The following is a 19,432-nucleotide window of genomic DNA, read 5'->3' as shown; positions in this document are numbered from 1 at the left end:
TCCGAGCGGTCGAAGCGCATGCGACGAAGTCGCGAGTCTCGGCCGCTCGGAAGCGAGACATAAGGGGCCGCGAACACGCCGCGCCGCAGGCGCGGCCATCATTACTGCATGGACGAGGAGCTGCTCGCACTGGCGGACCGGTACTGGGACGAGACGTTGGCGGCGGCGCCGAGCTTGGCGACTCTGCTCGGCGATCACCGCTTCGACGATCGCATCGAGGATCTCTCGCTCGACGCCGAAAAGCGTCGGCTCGAGTCCGCGCGCGATCTGCTCGGCCGGGTCGACGCGCTCGACCCGGCCGGGCTCTCGCCCGCCGATCGGGTGACCCGCTCCCTGCTGCGCGCCGAATTGGCCACGGCGGTGGACCATTTGGCCTGGCGGCCGGTGGAGATGGCCTCCGATCAGATGGACGGCGTCCACGCGGCGCTGCTCACGGCGGCGCCGCAGATCAACGCGCCGCGGCCCGAGCACGCGCGGGCGCTGGTGCGGCGGCACGAACAGCTCGGCGACATGCTGAGCACGGCGGTGGACCGTTTCCGCGACGGTCTGGCCGCGGGCCGCGCTCCCGCTCGGATCACCATCGAGCGCTCGCTCAACCAGCTCGACGGCTATCTGGCGTCCGACCCGTCGACCGACCCGTTCGTCACCTTCGCCGGACCGCAGGACTGGGACGGCGAGGCCGAGTGGCGCGCCGAACTCGCGCGGGTCGCGGCGGAGGTGATCCGGCCTGCGTTCCAGCGGTACCGCACCGCGCTCGCCGACGAACTGCTGCCCGCGGCCAGGCCGGACGAGCGCAGCGGTCTGTGCTGGCTCGGCGACGACGGCGCCGAGATCTACCGCAGCCTGCTGCGCCACCACACGACGCTGCCCGATCTGGGCGCCGAGGAGATCCACGAGCTCGGTCTCGCCGAATTGGCTCTGCTGCGTGCGGAATACGCGAAGATCGGCGCGCGGCTGTTCGGCACGTCGGACCTCGCGGAGATCTTCGGCAGGCTGCGCGACGATCCCGGCCTGCGCTACGCCGACGGCGCGCAGATCATGACCGACGCCTACCGTTGCCTGAACGCCGCGACCGCCGAGATGGGGAACTGGTTCGGCAGGCTGCCAAGGGAATCCTGCGACATCGTGCCGGTGCCGGACTTCCTGGCCGCCGACGCCCCGACGGCCTACTACTTCCCGCCCGCCGCCGACGGCTCCCGTCCGGGAACGTATTTCGTGAACCAGCACGAACCGCAGGAGCGCGGTCGATTCGAGACCGCGGCGGTGGCCTACCACGAGGCGATCCCTGGGCACCACCTGCAACTCACCATCGCCAACGAGCTCGAGCACTTGCCGCGCTTCCAGCGCCAGTCCTTCGCCAACACCGCCTTCGTGGAGGGCTGGGCGCTCTACACCGAGCGGTTGGCCGACGAGATGGGTTTGTACGCCGACGATCTCGACCGGCTCGGCATGCTCGCGGGCGATTCCTGGCGTTCCTGCCGCCTGGTGGTGGACACCGGCATCCACGCGAAGGGCTGGAGCAGGCAGCAGGCCATCGACTTCATGGTGGCCAACGCGCCGGTGGGCCTGACCGAGATCACCGTCGAGATCGACCGCTACATCGCGATTCCCGGGCAGGCGGTGTCCTACAAGGTGGGGCAGCTGGAGATTCGGAAGCAGCGGGCGCTGGCCGCCGAGCGGCTGGGGGAGCGCTTCGACATCAAGGCTTTCCACGATGTCGTGCTCGGCTCGGGCACGGTGAGCCTGCCGGTGCTCAGGGAGTTGGTCGCCGCGCTGTGAGGTTCTCGGTTCGAATGGCCGGGTTGCGGGCGGCCGCCGCGTCGGGTTCCATGAAGGTGCGTTAACGAAGCACGGTCAGGGGGGACGATGAACCGGCTGTTGGCAACCCGCATCCGAAGACGAATCCTCATCGCGCTGCTCTGCGGTGCGGTGGCGATCGGTGCGGCGGTGAGCATAGGCGCGCTGAGCGGGCCGCCAGCGGACGCGGGAACTCTGCGGTCAGGGGGACTCGCGGCCGCGACCGGACCCGGTTTCGCGGGATCGGTCGGCGACGCGACCGATCCCGCGCGCGACGCCGCCCCGCCGATCGCGCCCGCGCCGCTGGCCGGGCTTCCGCTGGCCGGATCGCCGCACGCCTCCTCGGCCCGCCCGGTGTACGCGCTGCGGGACCATCCGCTGTTCGCCCAGCACATCGGATTGGGCCGGGTCGACTGCGAGTTGCCCGAATGGCGCGACGATCCCGAGGGCGCGCGAGTGTTCTACCGCGCCGCGCTCGGTTGCCTGAACGCCGCGTGGGAGTCGACGTTGCGCGGTGCCGGGCTGCCGTTCCGGCCGCCTCGGCTGGACGCGCCCGCCACGGTGGACGCGGTGCGCGGCGCCTGCCCGCAGGACGGACGGCCCGCGTCGTACTGCGAGTCGGACGAGACGATCGTCATCCCGTACGCCGCGGCGCGGGACGTCATCGCCGATTCGCGCCGCGGCGCGCAGCTGGCGCTGCTCGCCCAGGAGTACGGCCACCACATCCAGCAGGTGGTCGGCGTGCTGCGCGCCTACACCGAGCGGCGCACCGAGGTGGGCTGGCAGACCGCGGCGGGTCAGGAGCAGAGCAGACGGCTCGAGCTGCAGGCCGGCTGTTTCGCGGGCATGTTCTTCGGCATCAACCACGGCCGCGGCGACATCGACCAGCGGACCTGGGACGAGGCCGCCGACCGGGCGCGCGCCGTGGCCGACCGGCCAGGCGCACCTCGGTTGCACGGCGCGGACCACAACGTGTGGGGCTGGTGGAAGTGGGGCTCCGACAAGGGCGACACCTGGGAGTGCAACACCTGGTACGCCGACCAGGAGAACGTCGAGTAGCGCCGCCGCCCCGAGCCGGTTCGGCGCGTGTGCCGGTGTCGGCGTATCGGCTTGTCGGTGCCGGTCCCTAGACTCTGGGGCGTGAGCTCACCCTCGACTGCCTCGCGTCCCGCTTCCGCGACCGCCGCCGGTTCCGGCGACCGGCCGACACTGCTGTTGCTGGACGGGCATTCGCTCGCCTACCGCGCGTTCTTCGCGCTACCCGCGGAGAACTTCAAGACGGTCACCGGACAGACCACGAACGCGGTGTACGGGTTCACGGCGATGCTCATCAACCTGCTGCGCGACGAGAAGCCGACGCACATCGCGGCCGCCTTCGACGTGTCGCGCAAGACCTTCCGCACCGAGGCGTACCCGGAGTACAAGGCCAACCGCAGCCAGACGCCGGACGAGTTCCGCGGCCAGGTGGAGCTCACCAAGGACGTGCTCGGCGCGCTCGGCATCCCGGTGATGGCGATCGACGGTTTCGAGGCCGACGACGTGATCGCGACCATCACCACCCAGGCGCGGGCCGAGGGTTTCCGCGTTCTCATCGTCACCGGCGACCGCGACTCGATCCAGCTGGTCGACGACGAGGTCACGGTGCTGTACCCGCGCAAGGGCGTCAGCGATCTGACAAGGTTCACCCCCGACGAGGTGATGGCCAAATACGGCCTGACCCCGAATCAGTACCCGGACTACGCGGCGCTGCGCGGCGACCCGAGCGACAACCTGCCCGGTATCCCCGGCGTGGGGGAGAAGACCGCCGCCAAGTGGATTCGCGAGTACGGCGATCTGGCCACCCTGGTGGAGAAGGTGGACCAGGTGAAGGGCAAGGTCGGCGACGCGCTGCGGGCCAACCTCAGCAGCGTGGTGCTCAACCGGCAGCTCACCGAGATGGTGAAGGACGTGCCGCTGCCCTACACCCCCGATCAGCTGGCGCAGGCGCCGTGGAACCGGGAGCAGATCCACCGGCTCTTCGACGATCTGGAGTTCCGGGTGCTGCGCGACCGGCTGTTCGAGACCTTGGCGCCGCCGGAGCCGGAGGCCGAGTCCGGTTTCGAGATCTCCGGTGGCGCGCTCGCCGTCGGCGCGGTCGCCGAGTGGCTCGCCGAGCACGCGAAAGCCGGTGTCCGGCACGGTGTCTCGGTGGTCGGCACGGGCACGCCGGGCAACGGCGACGTGAAGGCGATCGCGATCGCGGCGGCCGACGGCGAGAGCGGCTACATCGACGTCACCGTGCTCACCCCGGAGGACGAGGCGGCGCTCGGCGCCTGGCTCGCCGATGCCGCGGTGTTCAAGGCGCTGCACGAGGCCAAGTCGGCCGGGCACGCGCTGCGCGGACGCGGTTGGCGCATCGCGGGGCTCACCAGCGACACCGCGCTCGCGGCCTATCTGGTCCGGCCCGGCCAGCGCAGTTTCAATCTCGACGACCTCTCGCTGCGCTACCTGCACCGCGAGCTGCGCGCCGAGACCGACGCGACACCCCAGCTCTCGCTGCTCGACGACGAGGACACCGCCGACGCTGAGGTCGCCCAGGCCGAGATGCTGCGCGCCCGCGCGGTGCTCGATCTGGCCGCCGCGCTGGACGGGGAACTCGAGCAGATCGAGTCCACCGCGCTGCTCACCGACATGGAACTGCCGCTGCTCGGCGTGCTCTCCACCCTGGAGGACGCGGGCATCGCGGTGGACGTTCCGCAGTTGGAGACCTTGCAGCGCCAGTTCGCCGACAAGGTCAGCGAGGCGGCCGAGGCGGCCTACGGCGTGATCGGCAAACAGATCAACCTCGGCTCGCCCAAGCAGCTGCAAGTGGTGCTGTTCGACGAGCTCGACATGCCGAAGACCAAGCGCACCAAGACCGGCTACACCACCGACGCCGACGCGCTGGAATCGCTGTTCGAGAAGACCCAGCACCCGTTCCTCGAGCACCTGCTCGCGCACCGCGACGCCACCCGGCTCAAGGTGACGGTGGACGGCCTGCTGAAGTCCGTCGCCGAGGACGGCCGCGTCCACACCACGTTCAACCAGACGATCGCGGCCACCGGACGGCTCTCCTCGACAGAGCCGAACCTGCAGAACATTCCGATCCGCACCGATACCGGACGCATGATCCGCGATACGTTCGTGGTCGGCGCCGGATACGCGGAGCTGATGACCGCCGACTACAGCCAGATCGAGATGCGGATCATGGCGCACCTGTCCGGTGACGAGGGCCTGATCGAGGCGTTCAATTCCGGCGAGGATCTGCACAGCTTCGTCGCGTCCAAGGCCTTCGACATCCCGATCTCCGAGGTCAGCCCGGAGCTGCGCAGGCGGATCAAGGCTATGTCGTACGGTCTGGCCTACGGCCTGAGCTCCTACGGTCTCTCGGCGCAGCTGAAGATCAGCACCACCGAGGCGAAGGAGCAGATGGACATCTACTTCTCCCGCTTCGGCCGCATCCGCGACTACCTGTACGAGGTCGTCGAGCAGGCGCGCAAGGTCGGCTACACCGAGACGCTGTTCGGCCGCCGCCGCTACCTGCCCGACTTGGACTCCAGCAACCGGCAGCGCCGCGAGGCCGCCGAGCGGATGGCGCTCAACGCGCCTATCCAGGGCACCGCCGCCGACATCATCAAGGTGGCGATGATCAACGTGCACAAGGCGATCGGCGAGGCAGGCCTGCGGTCGCGGATGCTGCTCCAGATCCACGACGAACTCGTCTTCGAGGTCGCCGAGGGCGAGCGGGAGGCGCTGGAACAGCTCGCGTGCGAACAGATGTCGACGGCGATCGATCTGTCGGTGCCGCTGGACGTTTCGGTCGGCACCGGCCGCAGCTGGGATTCCGCCGCGCACTGATTTTCGTCCCACACACCTTTCGTACGCCTCACACAGGCGCTGCCTATGTGAGGCGTACACCGGGTGTGTGGGAACCCGCGTTCAGCGGCGGGGGCGGAGGCCGTCCATCATGTGGATGGTCATCTCGTCGAGGAGTTCGTCGGCGGCTTCGTCCGCGATCACGCCGGAGCCGACGAAGGTGGCCAGGCCCTGGAGCGCGGCGACGGCCGAGAGGGCGATGCGCCGTGGTTCGCCCGCGATGACCTCCCCACGCGCCTGCGCGTCCGCGATCAGCGCGACCGGCGCGGCGAAGGCGCGGTCGACGGCCTCGGACATGGCATCGCCCGCGGCCGGGCTGTGTCTGCGCGCGAACATCAGCGCGAGCAGCGCCGAGTTCTCCGTCGCGAAACGCAGGTAGGTCCGCGCCATCTCGCGGATGCGTCCGCCGAACGAGTCGCTCGCCGCGGTCCGCTCGAGCGCGGCGCCCAGCTGCTGGAACCCGGACACCGCGAGGGCGTCGAGCAGCGCCTGCTTGTCCTTGAAATGCCGGGTCGGGGCCCCGTGACTGACGCCGACGTCGCGGGCCAGCTGTCGCAAGGACAGGCCGTCCACACCGGATTCCCGCAGCGTCGCCTCCGCGCGCTGGAGCAGCTCGGCGCGCAGGTCGCCGTGGTGATAGGCGCGGGCTCGGGTGATCGGCATGGTGTATGCAGGATAACAAGATGTAGTCGTTGACTACTTTGTAGGCACTGCCTACATTTTCCGGTATGACGGTTCGGACCTTCACCGCCCCGATCGCCGTGTTGATGGTGTTCGCGGCGCTGCTCGCCACCATGTACCTCGGCTACGCCAGCAATACCGAGAAGAACCTGCACGACTTTCCCGTCGCGCTGGTGAACCAGGACGTCGGCGACACGATCGACGGCAAGCCCGCGAATTTCGGCGCCCAGGTCACCGACGGGCTGGTGGCCGAAATCCCCTCGGAGACGGTCGATCTGCGAGTCGTCGGCATCGCCGAAGCGCGCACCCAGCTGCAGAACGCCGAGGTGTACGGCGCCATCGTCATCCCTTCGGACTTCACCAAGCGACTCGCCGTCCTCGGCGCGGGCGCGGTGGTACCCGGCGAGATCGAGCGACCGGTCATCACCGTGCAGACCAACCCCCGCGTCGGGCCGTATACGACCGGCATCATGCAGCGCATCGCCGACCGCGCGCTTGCGCGGGTGAACGAGACCGTCGGCAATAGCCTGACCGACCAGGTGAACGCCGCGCTCGCCAACGGAACCCCGGTCGAGATGAGCGGCGCGGCAAGGCTTTCGCTCACCGATCCGGTGCGGGTCGTCACGGCTCCCTACCGGCCCATGGACGACGGCGCGGGGCAGGGTCTGGTGGCCTTCTTCTACACACTGATTCTGCTGCTGGCCGGATTCACCGGCGCCATGATCATCCACACGCTCATCGATTCGGTGCTCGGCTTCACGCCTACCGAGTTCGGCCCCTGGTTCGTGCACCCGCCCGCCACCGGCGTCTCACGGCTGCGCACTTTGCTGATCAAGTGGGGCGTCATCGCGACAGCGGCGCCCGTCCTGTCCGCGGTATTCCTCGGCGTCGCAACAGCATTGGGCGTCCCGCTCGGCAACGGACCGCTGCTCTGGCTGTACGGCACCCTGGCCATCATCGCCGTCGGCGTCACCGCGCTCGCGGTGCTCGCCATCTTCGGCACCGCGGGTCTGCTGGTGAACCTGGTGCTGTTCGTGGTGCTCGGACTGCCCTCCTCGGCCGCCACCGTCCCGCTGGAGGCCACGCCGTCCTACATCGCGAATTTGGCCGCCTTCGAACCCATGCACCAGATCTACCTTGCCGTGCGCGCCATCCTCTTCTTCGACGCGGACGCCGGTCTCGGCCAGGGCTTTTGGATGACGCTGCTCGGCTTGGCCATCGGACTCGTCCTCGGAGTCCTCGGCACCCACCTCTACGACCGCCGCGGTCTGCCGCGCGCAGCGTCCAGCGGCCAAGCGGCTCAGGCGGACACTGTGACCGAGGTTGCCGCCGTGGCCGCTGTCGGCTGAGGTCGGCGCCGGTGGACTCCGTCACACGCATGGGCTGAGCGCGAAACTGGTTGCAGCTCAGCCTGATTCGGCCCGCATGCGGTCCGATCCGGGTTCTGTCAGGCCTTCCGTACGAGGCGGGCCGAGCCCGCGGTGAGGTCCACCTCGTCGCGGGGCGGCGCGCCGTCGGACTCCGTCTCGCGGTGCATGAGGGTGGTCATGCGCTGCTCGAACTCGAAGTGCTTGGAGCCTTGGAAGGCCGCGGTCACCTCGTCGAAGGCGGTGGCGGCGACGGGGTGGCCGGTGCGGCGCTTGGTCCACGGGAGCAGGCGGCTGCCGGTGAGGCGATTCCAGAGGACTTCGGTGAAGGCGACCGCGACGAGCAGGATGGCGAGGCCGGGGATGGTCATGGCGATGAGACCCATGCCATAACCGTACCGGCGTCGCGAGCGGTGTGAGCTGCGGTGATGGTACTCGTGAGTAGAGGAAACGGGGGTACGAAAAGGTTGCTATCGGGCCTCGGAATGCCTATTCTCGATGCCGTGCCGAATCCCGCCGACCGCCACAGCGCAGCGCTCCGTGTCGCAGACCGCGACCGCGTTGCGCTAATTCCGCTTACCGCGGTTGTGGCGCACGCGCGACTTCTCGTAGTAACCCGCCGTAGCGGGGTCTGATTCGGACCGGCCCCCTCGCTGCGGGCTGTAGATGTGTTGACGCTGGTCCCCTCCGCCGACATTCTTCGGGAAGACCTACCTCACAATGACCATGCTCACTCTTGATACGAAGACTTTCATCGCCGCCGCTCCCAAGGGGCTGCGCGCGGAAGCCGCCGGGATGACACCGGCGGAGTTCTACGACTCCTACTGCGGGCACACCGGTCCGGTCCGGCTCAGCGAGTTCGCCGGCGGTCACCGCAACGCCGAGTGCACCGCCACGCTCGAGTTCGCCGACCACCTGCGCACCGTGGCCACCACCGGCAGCCCGGTCGCCGCCCTCACCTCGGCCCTCTACGAGGAGGGCTACCCGGTGGAGATCCTGCAGTTCCACCAGCGCCGCACCGCGGGCGGCACCGCGACCTTCGTCCGGTGCGAGCTCGACGGCAAGCGCGGGTGGGGCGCGGCGGTCGCCGACGACGGTGCCGAATCCATCGTCCGCGCAATGATTTCCGGTATCAACCGACTCGGTTCCTGAACGTACGACGGTTCCTGAACGCACGACGGGCCGGGCGCCCCGCTGGGGGTGCCCGGCCCGATCCGTTGGCGCGGCCTACTCGGAGGCGGACTGCTGCTCGGCGAGTTGCTTGCGGACCTCGTCCATGTCGAGGGCCTTCACCTGGGTGACCAGGTCCTCCAGCGCGGCGGGCGGCAGCGCGCCCGGCTGCGCGAAGACCAGCACGCCCTCGCGGAACGCCATGATGGTCGGGATGGAGCGGATGTTCGCGGCGGCCGCGAGACCCTGCTCGGCTTCGGTGTCGACCTTGCCGTGCACGACGTCGGGGTGTTGTTCCGAGGACTTCTCGAAAGTCGGCGCGAAGCTCTTGCACGGGCCGCACCAATCGGCCCAGAAATCGACGAGTACCACGTCGTTTCCGGTGACTACCTCATCGAAGTTCTGCTGGGTCAGCGTCTGGGTGGCCATGACGTCCTCTCGTTCGAATGTTGCCAGCTGTAACGCCGGGCTCGTCTCTTATCTTCCACGGGCCACCGGCCACTCCCGCCGTTGGTCGCCGTCCCACCGCCGGATACCCGCGATCGTCGCGGGGAAATCACTGTCGGCGGCCACGGCGTGCACAGCGGCGCCGAGCTGCCGGACGGGTACCCGCCTGGCCAGCGTGATATGCGGCGTCCAGGCGTCCGGACGCAGGTTCGCGGGCGCGCCGGGACAGGGCGACACGACGTCGTAAACCCGCCTTTGCAGCGCCAGCAGTTGTTCGGAGGGCACCACCAGCCGCACCAGGATCGGGTGCCGCGCCCCGAACACCAGCACACCGCCGAGCCGCACCGGGAAAGGCCGGAAGATCAGCTGGTCGAGTGCGTGGTCGATGCGCGGCCAGATCTGTCTCGCCACCGCGATCGTGATGTGCGGGCGATGGGTCTCGATCGCCTTCGCCGAGACGCTCGGCAGTCCGGCCTCCGCGAGCAGCGTCCACTGCCGCCGAATCTCCGCCTCGGCCGCGTCGTCCACCAGCAATTCGACCGACTGCACCATGATCTTTCCAACGTAGCCGCACGGCCGGTGCGGCGGGCCGGTTCCGGTGCGGCGAGGCGTCGGCGAGAGGATTGCCCGGTGAAGCAGGCGAGGACAGCGGTGCGACTGGGGTTGATCGAGGGCGACGGGATCGGTCCCGAGGTGGTGCGCGCGACCAGGGTGGTCGTGGACGAGGCGCTGGCGGCGGCAGGCGCGCCCGCGGTGGAGTGGGTGGAGTTGCCCATGGGACACCGCGCCATCGAAGAGTTCGGCGTCGCGCTGCCGGACCACACGCTGCGCGGACTCGAGGAGCTCGACGCGTGGATCCTCGGACCGCACGACAACGCGTCCTACCCGGCCGAGCACCGCGGCGCGGTTGCGCCGGGCGGCGCGATTCGCAAGCAGTTCGGCCTGTTCGCGAACATCCGCCCGGCCCGCGCCTTCCCCGGCGTGCGGTCGGCGGCTCCGGATATCGACCTGGTGATCGTGCGCGAGAACAGCGAGGGGTTCTACGCCGATCGCAATATGTTCGCCGGGTCGGGGGAGTTCCAGCCGTCCCGCGACATGGCCATGGCCGTCGGCGTGGTGACCCGGCGGGCCTGCGAGCTGATCGCGCACGAGGCCTTCCGCGTTGCCTCGGCCCGCCGCAAGCGGGTGACCATCGTGCACAAGGCGAACGTGCTGCCGATGACCATGGGCCTGTTCCGCGATGTCTGCTACGAGGTGGCGCGGGCCTACCCCGGCGTCGAGGTGGACGACGAGCACGTGGACGCGACGGCCGCGCATCTGGTCCGCGCCGCGGGCGATTTCGACGTGCTGGTCACCGAGAATCTGTTCGGCGACATCCTGTCCGATCTGGCGGGCGAGCTGAGTGGTTCGCTCGGCATGGCCGCCTCGCTGAACTGTTCGGCAACCCGCGCCATGGCGCAGGCGGTGCACGGCGCCGCGCCGACGCTGGCCGGACACAACCGCGCCAACCCGGTGGCGCTCCAGCTGTCCGCGGCGATGTTGTTGCGCTGGTTGGGAACTCGCGACGCGGATGCTGTGGTGAGCGACGCCGCCGACCGCATCGAGCGGGCGGTCGCGGCCACCTTCGCCGCGGGCATCGCGACCGCGGATCTGGGTGGTCAGGCTTCGACGGCGGAGTTCACCGAGCAGGTGTGCGCGCGGGTGCACCGCCGCTGAACCGGCCGAGTTCGTCCGGTAGGGCGTGATCGATGGAGCAGGGTGCTGTCAGTTGCCGCCGGTCAGCCCGGTGGCGATCTTGACGACCACCTTCTCGTCGGTGACTTCCTGCACCGTGACGTTCATGCCCTCGGCGGCCTGTGTCTCACCGACCGGGACGTCGACCTGCTGGCCGCCGATCTTCAGGGTGACCAGGTTGCCGTTCACCGCGACGAGTTCCGCGTCGATGCCGAGGATGTTCGCCTTGGCGTCCACACCGCGGGTGAAGGTCACGGTGCACCCGCCGACATTGCACTCGGACTTGGTGCCCGGCCCCTCCACGGTGCAGGCGGCAGCGCCGAGCGGAGCGAGCAGGGCCACGAAGGACAGGGCGATCAGCCGTCGAACACGCACGCGCCCAGTGTAGAGGGAAAACGGACATCTCCGGCGCGTCGCGCGCGACGGCACCCCGGCAACCCGCGCTCGGGCGCGCCGCCAAGCGGTGCGCCGCAGCGACTCCCGCACCGGCTCCGACACCGCGGGCCGAGTGCGAGCCGTACCTGCCCAGCGGGTGGTTGTGCACCACGGGGCTCCCGCTCGGTGCCGGGCGGATGGCCCGCCTTGCGGGTGCGCCGCCGGAGCGGTACGGGCCGTTCGCTACCCGCGAGCCGCACCAGGGTAAAAGTCGCTGGTCGGCGGGCGTCGGTTCTCGGTCGCGTGGCCCGATCGCGAGACGGTCCGGGTTCCTAGTGCGCTGCCGCACCCCACGCGTCGACCGGATCGCGGCCGCCCACCCCGGACGCGAATTCCTTGAGGCGGAACCGTCCGCCCGCGTCCGAGGCGAGCGGGGGAGTGTCGCCGCCCGCGTTGGCGCGGAATCCGTCCAGCACCTCGCGCAGGGTCTCGACGGCGGTGTGGCGTGGCGTCCAGTCCAGTTCGGTTCGCGCGCGGCCGGTGTCCATGATCGGCAGCCGCAGCAGCGCGTCGAAGAGGCCGGGCGGTGTGGGCGCGAGGCGCAGCCGCCACGCCGTCGAGAGGGCAGCGCGGATCGTGCCCGGCGGCACTTCGACGGTTCTGGCGTCGAAGAGTTCGCCGAGGCGCGCACGGTCGAGCACCGGGTCCGCGGCGATGTTGTACGCGCCGTGCGCGTCGGTGACGGCGGCGCGGGCGAAGGCGCGGCCCGCGTCGTGGCTGTGCAGTGCCTGCATGCGCAAGCCTCGCGGTATCGGAAGGAAAGGAACAACTCCCGGGCGAATCAGCGGGTGCGGCAGCAGCGGTCCGGCGAACAGGCGGCGCTGCTCGCTGGCCGAGGCGCGCTGGAAGACGAACGATGGCCGCATGCGCACCACCCGCGTCTCGGGATGCGCGGTTTCGAACGCGTCGAGCACCCGCTCGACGTAGGCCTTCTCCCTCGTGTATGCCGCGAGCGGCCATCCGTCGGTGGGCCACGACTCGTCGACAGGAGTGTCGTCGCGCGCGGGCGAGTAGGCGCCGATCGACGAGGCGCAGACCACCGCGGGCACGTCCTCGGCCGCCGCCGCGGCGAGCACCCGCTGGGTCCCGATCACGTTGGCCCGCCAGGTGACCTCCGCCCGGTGGGTCGGCTGGAACAGCCACGCCAGCTGCACGACCGCGTCGGCGTTGCGGAAGACCCGGCCGAGATCGTCCATGCGCACGTCGGCGCAGGCGAACTCCACCCCGGACGGCAGCGTCGACGGCGCGCGACGCGCCACCCCCACGATCGAGGTCACCGCGGGCTCGGCCGTCAGGGCCGACACCACCGAGGTGCCGATATTGCCGGTGGCCCCCACCACGACGACGCGCATGGCCACTCCTCACTGTCGGGTAGGTCCGCCGTACCACCCGATCGCCGGATCAAACTCGCGCGAGCGGTTCGTCGCGCCCGTTTCTCGCAGGCGTGCCGTGTCCCTCGGCGGGTACGCGCGCGGTATGGAGACCCGAGATCGAATTGCCGACCCTTGGGGGCGCAGATTCGCCTACGGCGCGGGACAGCGGTGGCCCGAGCGGGTCGACATGTATCTGGCCGACGGCGTCGAACCCGAGTCCGTGCAGCGGTGGGTGCCGTCCGCCTCGGTCATGAGCTCCAACGGCGACGCACTCGACATCGCGGTCGTGGACGGGCGGATGGTCGGGGTGCGCGGCCGCGCGGTGGACCGGGTCAACCGCGGCAGGCTCGGACCGAAGGATCTGTTCGCCTGGCAAGCCAACGCGTCGCCCGATCGGCTGACCCGCCCGCTCGTCCGCCGCGACGGCGAACTCGTCGAAACCGATTGGGACACGGCCATGGACCGCATCGTGCGGCACAGCAAGAGCCTGCTCGAGCGGCACGGCCCCGAGGCGATCGGCTTCTACACCTCCGGCCAGTTGTTCCTGGAGGAGTACTACACGCTGAGCGTGCTCGCCCACGCGGGCATCGGCACCAACCACGTCGACGGGAACACCCGGCTCTGCACGTCGACGGCCGCGGAGGCGCTGAAGCAGTCCTTCGGCTGCGACGGCCAGCCCGGCTCGTTCGCCGACGTCGACCACGCCGACGTCATCGCGCTGTTCGGGCACAACGTCGCCGAGACCCAGACGGTGCTGTGGGCGCGGATGCTCGACCGGCTCGCCGGACCGAACCCGCCCGCGATCGTGTGCGTCGACCCGCGCCACACCCCGGTCGCCGAACACGCCGCCGTCCACCTCGCGCCCCTGCCCGGCACCAATGTCGCGCTGATGAACGCGCTGCTGCACGAGATCATCGCCAACGGCTGGGTGGATCACGACTACATCCGCGAGCACACCGTCGGCTTCGACGAACTACGCAGCCGGGTGAGCGAATGCTTCCCGGAACGTGCGGCGCGAATCTGTGGAGTCGCGGCCGGGCACATCCGCGAGGCGGCCCGCCTGCTCGGTACCGCGCCGCGGCTGCTGTCCACCGTGCTCCAGGGCTTCTATCAATCCCATCAGGCGACCGCGGCGGCCGTGCAGGTCAACAACGTGCATTTGATCCGGGGACAGATCGGGCGGCCCGGCTGCGGGATATTGCAGATGAACGGCCAGCCGACGGCGCAGAACACCCGCGAATGCGGCGCCGACGGTGACATGGCTGGCTTCCGCAACTGGGCCAACGACGCGCACGTCGCCGAGCTGGCCGAGCGGTGGCGGGTCGATCCCGATCGGATCCCGCACTCCGGACCGCCGACCCACGTCATGAAGATGATCCGATGCGCCGAGCAGGGCGATATCCGGATGCTGTGGGTGAGCGCCACCAACCCGGCCGTGTCGCTGCCCGAGCTGGCCCGCGTCCGGTCGGTCCTCGCGCGCGAGGACCTTTTCCTTGTGGTGCAGGACATCTTCCCGACCGAGACCGCGGCGATGGCCGATGTCGTGCTGCCCGCCGCGGCGTGGGGCGAGAAGACCGGCGCCTTCACCAACGCCGACCGCACCGTGCACCTCTCGGATCGAGCGGTCGACCCGCCGGGCGAGGCGAAGTCCGATCTGGACATCTTCCTGGACTACGCCCGCCGCATGGACTTTCGCGACCGGGACGGCGGCCCGCTGATCCACTGGCGCGACGCGGAGTCGGCGTTCGAGGCGTGGAAGGCGTGCTCGGCCGGACGTCCGTGCGACTACAGCGGCCTGACGCACGCGCGGTTGCGCGAAGGCTCGGGCATCCAATGGCCTTGCGACAGCGCGCATCCGGACGGCACCGAGCGCCTCTACGCCGACGGACTGTTCTGGAGCGCGCCCGACGAGTGCGAGTCCTACGGCAAGGACCTGCTCTCCGGGAAGCCGGTCGAGCTCGCCGAGTACCGCGCGCTGAACCCGGACGGCAAGGCGATCATCAAATCCGCCGACTACGTGCACGCGCGCGAGGCGCCCACCGCGGAGCATCCGTTCGCGCTGGTCACCGGCCGAACGCTGTACCACTTCCACACCAGGACGAAGACCGCCCGCGCACCGCAGCTGGCGGCGGCCGCGCCGGAGGTCTGGCTCGAGATCTCCCGCACCGACGCCGAACACGCGGGGATCGGCGAGGGCGACCTGGTGGAGGTGTCGACCCGACGCGGATCGGTGCACGCCCGCGCCCGCATCGGCCGCATCCGCCAAGGCGTGCTCTTCCTGCCGTTCCACTACGGCTACTGGGACCGCGGGGACGATGCCCACGACCGCGCCGCGAACGAACTCACCCCGACCGACTGGGACCCCGCGTCCAAACAGCCTCTCTTCAAGACCGCGGCGGCAAACCTCCGGCGCGTCGCCACCGGCACCGCCCCATCCTCCGCCCCGACGACAACCGCCTCCGCCCCCGTCGACGAATCCGTGTCCGCCACCGCGGGCGGCCCCTCGGCCGTGGCGGTCGAACTCGATCCGAGGTAGAACGGCCGCCTTCGACACCGACCGCATTCCGAGGTGATGCTCGAAAGCCAACCGGCCGTGCGCTTTCCGTGGCACGAATCAACGGTCAGGACTCCGCTTTGGTGCATGGACGCGGCGTTCGAAACACTCCCGCATGACGAAGGGCAATTATGTGGCAACCCACACGACTCGGTTGTGAGGTGTCGGGGTATGGTGTCCGGTCGGCGCACCGGCAACCTGTACCGGGATGGAGTCCGCAACGACCCGATGTGGAATTCCATTACTGTCCAGCACGAAACGTCTCGGTCGCTTAGATTGCCAAACGGGTGGTGACACCCGGGTTTCTTGTAACCGAAATGTGGAGGGCTGCTGTGTCTGATCGATCCAAGCCTGGCAGGCGGGCCCTGCGAGCGATGTGCGCGCTCACCGGCGCCGCACTCGTTCTCGCGGGCTGTACCACCAATACCGAAGACACCGGACCGGCGGTCTCCAAGGTGCAGGTGGACAAGGTCACCGAAATCGCCGATCAACTGCCCGACAAGATCAAGCAGTCCGGCAAGCTGGTCATCGGCGTGAACGTGCCCTATCAGCCCAACGAGTACAAGGACGCCAGCGGCAAGATCGTCGGCTTCGACGTGGACCTGATGGACGCGGTCACCTCCGTACTGGGTATCGAGGCCGAGTATGTGGAGTCGGCCTTCGAGAAGATCATTCCGGCGATCCAGGCGGGCACCTACGACGTCGGCATGTCCTCGATCACCGACTCGAAGGAACGCGAGCAGCAGGTCGACTTCACCACCTACTTCAGCGCTGGCATCCAGTGGGCCCAGCAGACCGGCAAGCCGATCGACCCGAACAACGCCTGCGGCAAGAAGGTCGCGGTGCAGGCCACCACCGTCGAGCACACCGACGAGGTGCCCGCCAAGAGCGCCAAGTGCGTCGCCGAGGGCAAGCCCGCCATCGACATCAAGCCGTTCGACGAGCAGAGCGCCGCGACCAACGCGCTGGTGCTCGGCCAGGTCGACGCGATGTCGGCCGACTCCCCGGTGACCGCCTACGCCATCAAGCAGAGCAACGGCAAGATCGAGACCGCCGGCCCCGTGTTCGACTCCGCGCCCTACGGCTGGGCGGTGCCGAAGGGCTCGCCGCTGGCCAAGGTGCTGCAGGCCGCGGTCAACCACCTGATCAAGAACGGTCAGTACAAGCAGATCACCGAGAACTGGGGCGTGCAGGACGGCGCGATCACCGAGTCGGTGATCAACGGGGCCGTGAGCTGACCGATGTCCGACACCGACACCACCGTCGTGCCCGGCGATCCCGGGCCCGGCGGTATCCCGGCGCCGTCCGAGCCCGAACCGATCAAAGCGGTTCCGCTGCGCAGGCCGGGGCGATGGATCGCCGCCGCCGTCATCCTGGTGCTGCTCGGGCTGTTCGTCTACGGCGCCGCCACCAATGAGGCCTACCAGTGGGGCACCTACTGGAAGTACCTGTTCGACAGCCGCATCGTCGCGGGCGCGGTCGTCACCCTGGAGCTGACCGTGCTGGCGATGGCCATCGCGATCGTCCTCGGCACGGTGCTCGCGGTGATGCGCCTGTCGCCCAACCCGGTGCTGCGATCGACGGCGTGGGTGTATCTCTGGATCTTCCGTGGCACACCGATTTTCGTGCAGCTGGTGTTCTGGGGTCTGGTGCCCTCGCTGTATCAGCAGATCCATCTCGGCGTGCCGTTCGGGCCGCAGTTCTTCGAACTCGACGTGCAGGAGTTGCAGGCCGCGTTCACCTTCGCGGTGATCGGTCTCGGTCTGAACGAGGCCGCGTACATGGCCGAGATCGTCCGCGCGGGCATCAACTCGGTGGGCGAGGGGCAGCGCGAGGCGTCGATCGCGCTCGGCATGTCCTGGACCCAGACCATGCGGCGCACCGTGCTGCCGCAGGCCATGCGGGTGATCATCCCGCCGACCGGCAACGAACTCATCGGCATGCTGAAGACCACCTCGCTGGTGACCGCGATCCCGCTCAGCACCGACCTGTTCGGGCGGGCCCGCGACATCTACGGCGTGAACTTCCAGCCGATCCCGCTGCTGCTCGTCACGGCGACCTGGTATCTGGCCATCACCAGCGTGCTGATGGTCGGCCAGTTCTATCTGGAGCGGTACTACTCGCGCGGCGCGTCCCGGCAGCTCACCGCCAAGCAGTTGCAGGAACTGGCCGACGCGCAGAGCGTGGTGAAGGCGAAATGACGGTTTCCATGGACAAGGACGAGCAGGCCGCGCCGCGGATGATCGTCGCCGACCGGGTCTGCAAGAACTTCGGCGCGCTGCAGGTGCTCAAGGGCATTTCGCTGGAGGTGGCGCGCGGTGAGGTGTTGTGCCTGATCGGACCATCCGGTTCCGGCAAGTCCACCTTCCTGCGCTGTATCAATCACCTCGAGCAGGTGAACGCGGGCAGGCTGTACGTGGACGGCGAGCTCGTCGGCTACCGGCAGAAGGGCGACAAGCTCTACGAACTGCACCCGCGCGAGGCGGCCAAGCAGCGCCGCGACATCGGCATGGTGTTCCAGCACTTCAACCTGTTCCCGCACCGGACCGCGCTGGAGAACATCATCGAGGCGCCGACGCAGGTGAAGAAGGTGCGTAAGGCCGACGCCGTGGCCCGCGCGCACGAGCTGCTCGATCGGGTGGGCATGGGCGACAAGGCCAACGCCTATCCGGCCCAGCTGTCCGGCGGCCAGCAGCAGCGCGTGGCGATCGCCAGGGCACTGGCCATGGATCCGAAGCTGATGCTCTTCGACGAGCCGACCTCGGCGCTGGATCCGGAGCTGGTCGGCGAGGTGCTGCAGGTGATGCGCGAACTCGCCGAGAGCGGCATGACCATGGTGGTGGTGACGCACGAGATGGGCTTCGCCCGCGAGGTCGCCGACCAGCTGGTGTTCATGGACGGCGGCGTGGTGGTGGAGGCGGGTGCGCCGCGTGAGGTGCTCGGCGACCCGAAACACGAACGGACGAAGGCGTTCCTGTCGCGGTTGCTCTGAGTGTTCCGATCGCGGTCGCGGTGTTCTCGTCGCGGTCGCTCCGAGTGTCCTCGTAGCGGTCGCGCCGGATGGCGACAGCAGTGGGCCGGGCGTCCGAGGGACGTCCGGCCCGCATGTCGTTGTTGTCGGTTACTTCGCTCGGCGACCTATCACGGCCATGGTGAGAAGAAGCCGAGGGTGGCGCCGACCGCTGCGCCGATGACGCATCCGGGGATGGCTCCGACCAGGAAGAACCAGATGCCGATCGCGAAGCCGATCGCGCAGCCGATAGCAGCGCCGACGACGATCGAGAACGGCCCCCAGGCCTGCTGCACGCCGGGCAGATCTTGCGAGTTGACCGCCTCGGTCGTCGGCCCGCCGATCGGTGTCAGCGACAGCTGGGTGCCCGCGGCGTTGACCACGGGTGCGACGGCGAACTGCCCGAACGTCGTCGGGATAGCGCCGACTACCGAGCCGTCGTCCGCGAGGACCGTGACCGCGTCGGGCGTGATGGCGAACTTGCCGGAAGTGAGGTTCACCAACGCGCTCGAATGATCGGCCGCGAGTGTCGTCGTGTAGCCGACCGCGCCGTCCGTGCCGCTGAAGCTGACGTCTGCCAGACCGGCCTCCCCGTGTCCGGTAGCGGTGGCTATACCGGTGGCCGCAATGGCCATGAAGGCGGTAGCCACCAATTTCTTGATAAACATTGGACTCCAATCATCCTTGCCTGTTCCTTTGACGTTCCCCCGACGAACGGCACCGGATAAGGAATATGATGCTCCTTTGAATTACTTTGGTCCAGGGGTTACCAGCGCTTTCGGGGCCGATTCCGGGTTTGTTTACCGCTGACGGTGAATTCTGGCAATTCGAGATTCAACTTGCCCTGACAAGTGCGTTGACCAGTGTCGATGCAAGCGCGGATCGGAGTGAGTTGTGCTGTCGATAGTGCCGGAGGATTGGCGGGCTCGCCACTCGTTCGGGTGGTGCGACGGGCCTGGTGAAAATTACT

The 19,432-nt window shown here is 69.0% G+C and carries 17 protein-coding genes; 10 read left to right on the top strand and 7 right to left on the bottom strand.

Annotated features, from left to right (window positions below):
* Window positions 1–108: 108 nt before the first annotated feature.
* From NAM01S_RS33190 to polA, 3 genes are all read left to right on the top strand, one after another.
* The gene (locus tag NAM01S_RS33190) at window positions 109–1,779 is read left to right on the top strand and encodes a DUF885 domain-containing protein (RefSeq protein ID WP_067793234.1); all 1,671 of its coding nucleotides are present in this window, start codon (window positions 109–111) and stop codon (window positions 1,777–1,779) included.
* An 87-nt stretch (window positions 1,780–1,866) separates the two neighbouring features.
* A complete protein-coding gene (locus NAM01S_RS33185) occupies window positions 1,867–2,856 on the top strand; it encodes a neutral zinc metallopeptidase (protein WP_067793233.1) in 990 nt (329 codons plus the stop codon).
* Between the two features lie 81 nt (window positions 2,857–2,937).
* Window positions 2,938–5,673 (top strand): DNA polymerase I, encoded by a 2,736-nt coding sequence (polA, locus tag NAM01S_RS33180; protein ID WP_067793232.1) that lies wholly within the window; start codon window positions 2,938–2,940, stop codon window positions 5,671–5,673.
* Window positions 5,674–5,754: 81 nt separating this feature from the next.
* Here the strand turns inward: polA and NAM01S_RS33175 are convergent, their stop codons facing one another.
* Window positions 5,755–6,354, bottom strand: a complete 600-nt coding sequence (locus NAM01S_RS33175; RefSeq protein ID WP_067793231.1) for a TetR/AcrR family transcriptional regulator — start codon at window positions 6,352–6,354, stop codon at window positions 5,755–5,757.
* A 65-nt stretch (window positions 6,355–6,419) separates the two neighbouring features.
* Between NAM01S_RS33175 and NAM01S_RS33170 the strand changes: the two genes are divergently transcribed.
* On the top strand, window positions 6,420–7,721 hold the full coding sequence (locus NAM01S_RS33170) for a YhgE/Pip domain-containing protein (protein WP_067793229.1): 1,302 nt from the start codon (window positions 6,420–6,422) through the stop codon (window positions 7,719–7,721).
* A gap of 98 nt (window positions 7,722–7,819) precedes the next feature.
* Here the strand turns inward: NAM01S_RS33170 and NAM01S_RS33165 are convergent, their stop codons facing one another.
* A complete protein-coding gene (locus NAM01S_RS33165) occupies window positions 7,820–8,125 on the bottom strand; it encodes a DUF6191 domain-containing protein (protein WP_067793227.1) in 306 nt (101 codons plus the stop codon).
* Between the two features lie 340 nt (window positions 8,126–8,465).
* On the opposite strand from NAM01S_RS33165, the gene NAM01S_RS33160 reads away from it, so the two are divergent.
* Entirely contained in the window at window positions 8,466–8,891 is a 426-nt protein-coding gene (locus tag NAM01S_RS33160; protein WP_245910661.1) for a 2-isopropylmalate synthase, read from the top strand.
* A gap of 75 nt (window positions 8,892–8,966) precedes the next feature.
* Here NAM01S_RS33160 and trxA read toward each other — a convergent pair whose 3' ends face one another.
* The gene (trxA, locus tag NAM01S_RS33155; RefSeq protein ID WP_067793220.1) at window positions 8,967–9,338 is read right to left on the bottom strand and encodes a thioredoxin; all 372 of its coding nucleotides are present in this window, start codon (window positions 9,336–9,338) and stop codon (window positions 8,967–8,969) included.
* A gap of 48 nt (window positions 9,339–9,386) precedes the next feature.
* Window positions 9,387–9,908: a 2'-5' RNA ligase family protein gene (locus tag NAM01S_RS33150; RefSeq protein WP_067793218.1), complete on the bottom strand. Its 522-nt coding sequence runs from the start codon at window positions 9,906–9,908 to the stop codon at window positions 9,387–9,389.
* A 78-nt stretch (window positions 9,909–9,986) separates the two neighbouring features.
* Between NAM01S_RS33150 and NAM01S_RS33145 the strand changes: the two genes are divergently transcribed.
* Window positions 9,987–11,072, top strand: coding sequence for an isocitrate/isopropylmalate dehydrogenase family protein (locus NAM01S_RS33145; protein ID WP_174554890.1), 1,086 nt, complete (start codon window positions 9,987–9,989; stop codon window positions 11,070–11,072).
* Between the two features lie 48 nt (window positions 11,073–11,120).
* Here NAM01S_RS33145 and NAM01S_RS33140 read toward each other — a convergent pair whose 3' ends face one another.
* Window positions 11,121–11,465 carry a hypothetical protein gene (locus NAM01S_RS33140; RefSeq protein WP_067793216.1) on the bottom strand — a complete coding sequence of 115 codons (345 nt, stop codon included), beginning with the start codon at window positions 11,463–11,465 and terminating at the stop codon, window positions 11,121–11,123.
* A 332-nt stretch (window positions 11,466–11,797) separates the two neighbouring features.
* A complete protein-coding gene (locus tag NAM01S_RS33135; RefSeq protein ID WP_067793348.1) occupies window positions 11,798–12,877 on the bottom strand; it encodes an NAD-dependent epimerase/dehydratase family protein in 1,080 nt (359 codons plus the stop codon).
* A 124-nt stretch (window positions 12,878–13,001) separates the two neighbouring features.
* On the opposite strand from NAM01S_RS33135, the gene NAM01S_RS33130 reads away from it, so the two are divergent.
* The 4 genes from NAM01S_RS33130 to NAM01S_RS33115 all read left to right on the top strand — a co-directional run bounded on the left by NAM01S_RS33130 (window position 13,002) and on the right by NAM01S_RS33115 (window position 18,444).
* Complete coding sequence (locus NAM01S_RS33130; RefSeq protein ID WP_067793346.1) at window positions 13,002–15,434, top strand: molybdopterin oxidoreductase family protein; 2,433 nt, start codon at window positions 13,002–13,004, stop codon at window positions 15,432–15,434.
* A 335-nt stretch (window positions 15,435–15,769) separates the two neighbouring features.
* Window positions 15,770–16,690, top strand: a complete 921-nt coding sequence (locus NAM01S_RS33125; protein WP_067793214.1) for an ABC transporter substrate-binding protein — start codon at window positions 15,770–15,772, stop codon at window positions 16,688–16,690.
* Between the two features lie 3 nt (window positions 16,691–16,693).
* A complete protein-coding gene (locus NAM01S_RS33120) occupies window positions 16,694–17,653 on the top strand; it encodes an amino acid ABC transporter permease (RefSeq protein ID WP_067793212.1) in 960 nt (319 codons plus the stop codon).
* 38 nt (window positions 17,654–17,691) lie between these two features.
* The gene (locus NAM01S_RS33115; RefSeq protein ID WP_067793344.1) at window positions 17,692–18,444 is read left to right on the top strand and encodes an amino acid ABC transporter ATP-binding protein; all 753 of its coding nucleotides are present in this window, start codon (window positions 17,692–17,694) and stop codon (window positions 18,442–18,444) included.
* A gap of 149 nt (window positions 18,445–18,593) precedes the next feature.
* On the opposite strand, the gene NAM01S_RS33110 is transcribed toward NAM01S_RS33115, so the two are convergent.
* The gene (locus NAM01S_RS33110; protein WP_067793209.1) at window positions 18,594–19,130 is read right to left on the bottom strand and encodes a DUF8020 domain-containing protein; all 537 of its coding nucleotides are present in this window, start codon (window positions 19,128–19,130) and stop codon (window positions 18,594–18,596) included.
* Between the last annotated feature and the right edge of the window lie 302 nt (window positions 19,131–19,432).

Origin of the sequence: Nocardia amikacinitolerans NBRC 108937 (genome assembly GCF_001612615.1) — a bacterium.
In the GTDB taxonomy this organism is placed as follows: domain Bacteria; phylum Actinomycetota; class Actinomycetes; order Mycobacteriales; family Mycobacteriaceae; genus Nocardia; species Nocardia amikacinitolerans.
The sequence above is the reverse complement of the archived record's forward strand: the minus strand, read 5'-3'. Positions and strand labels throughout refer to the sequence as shown.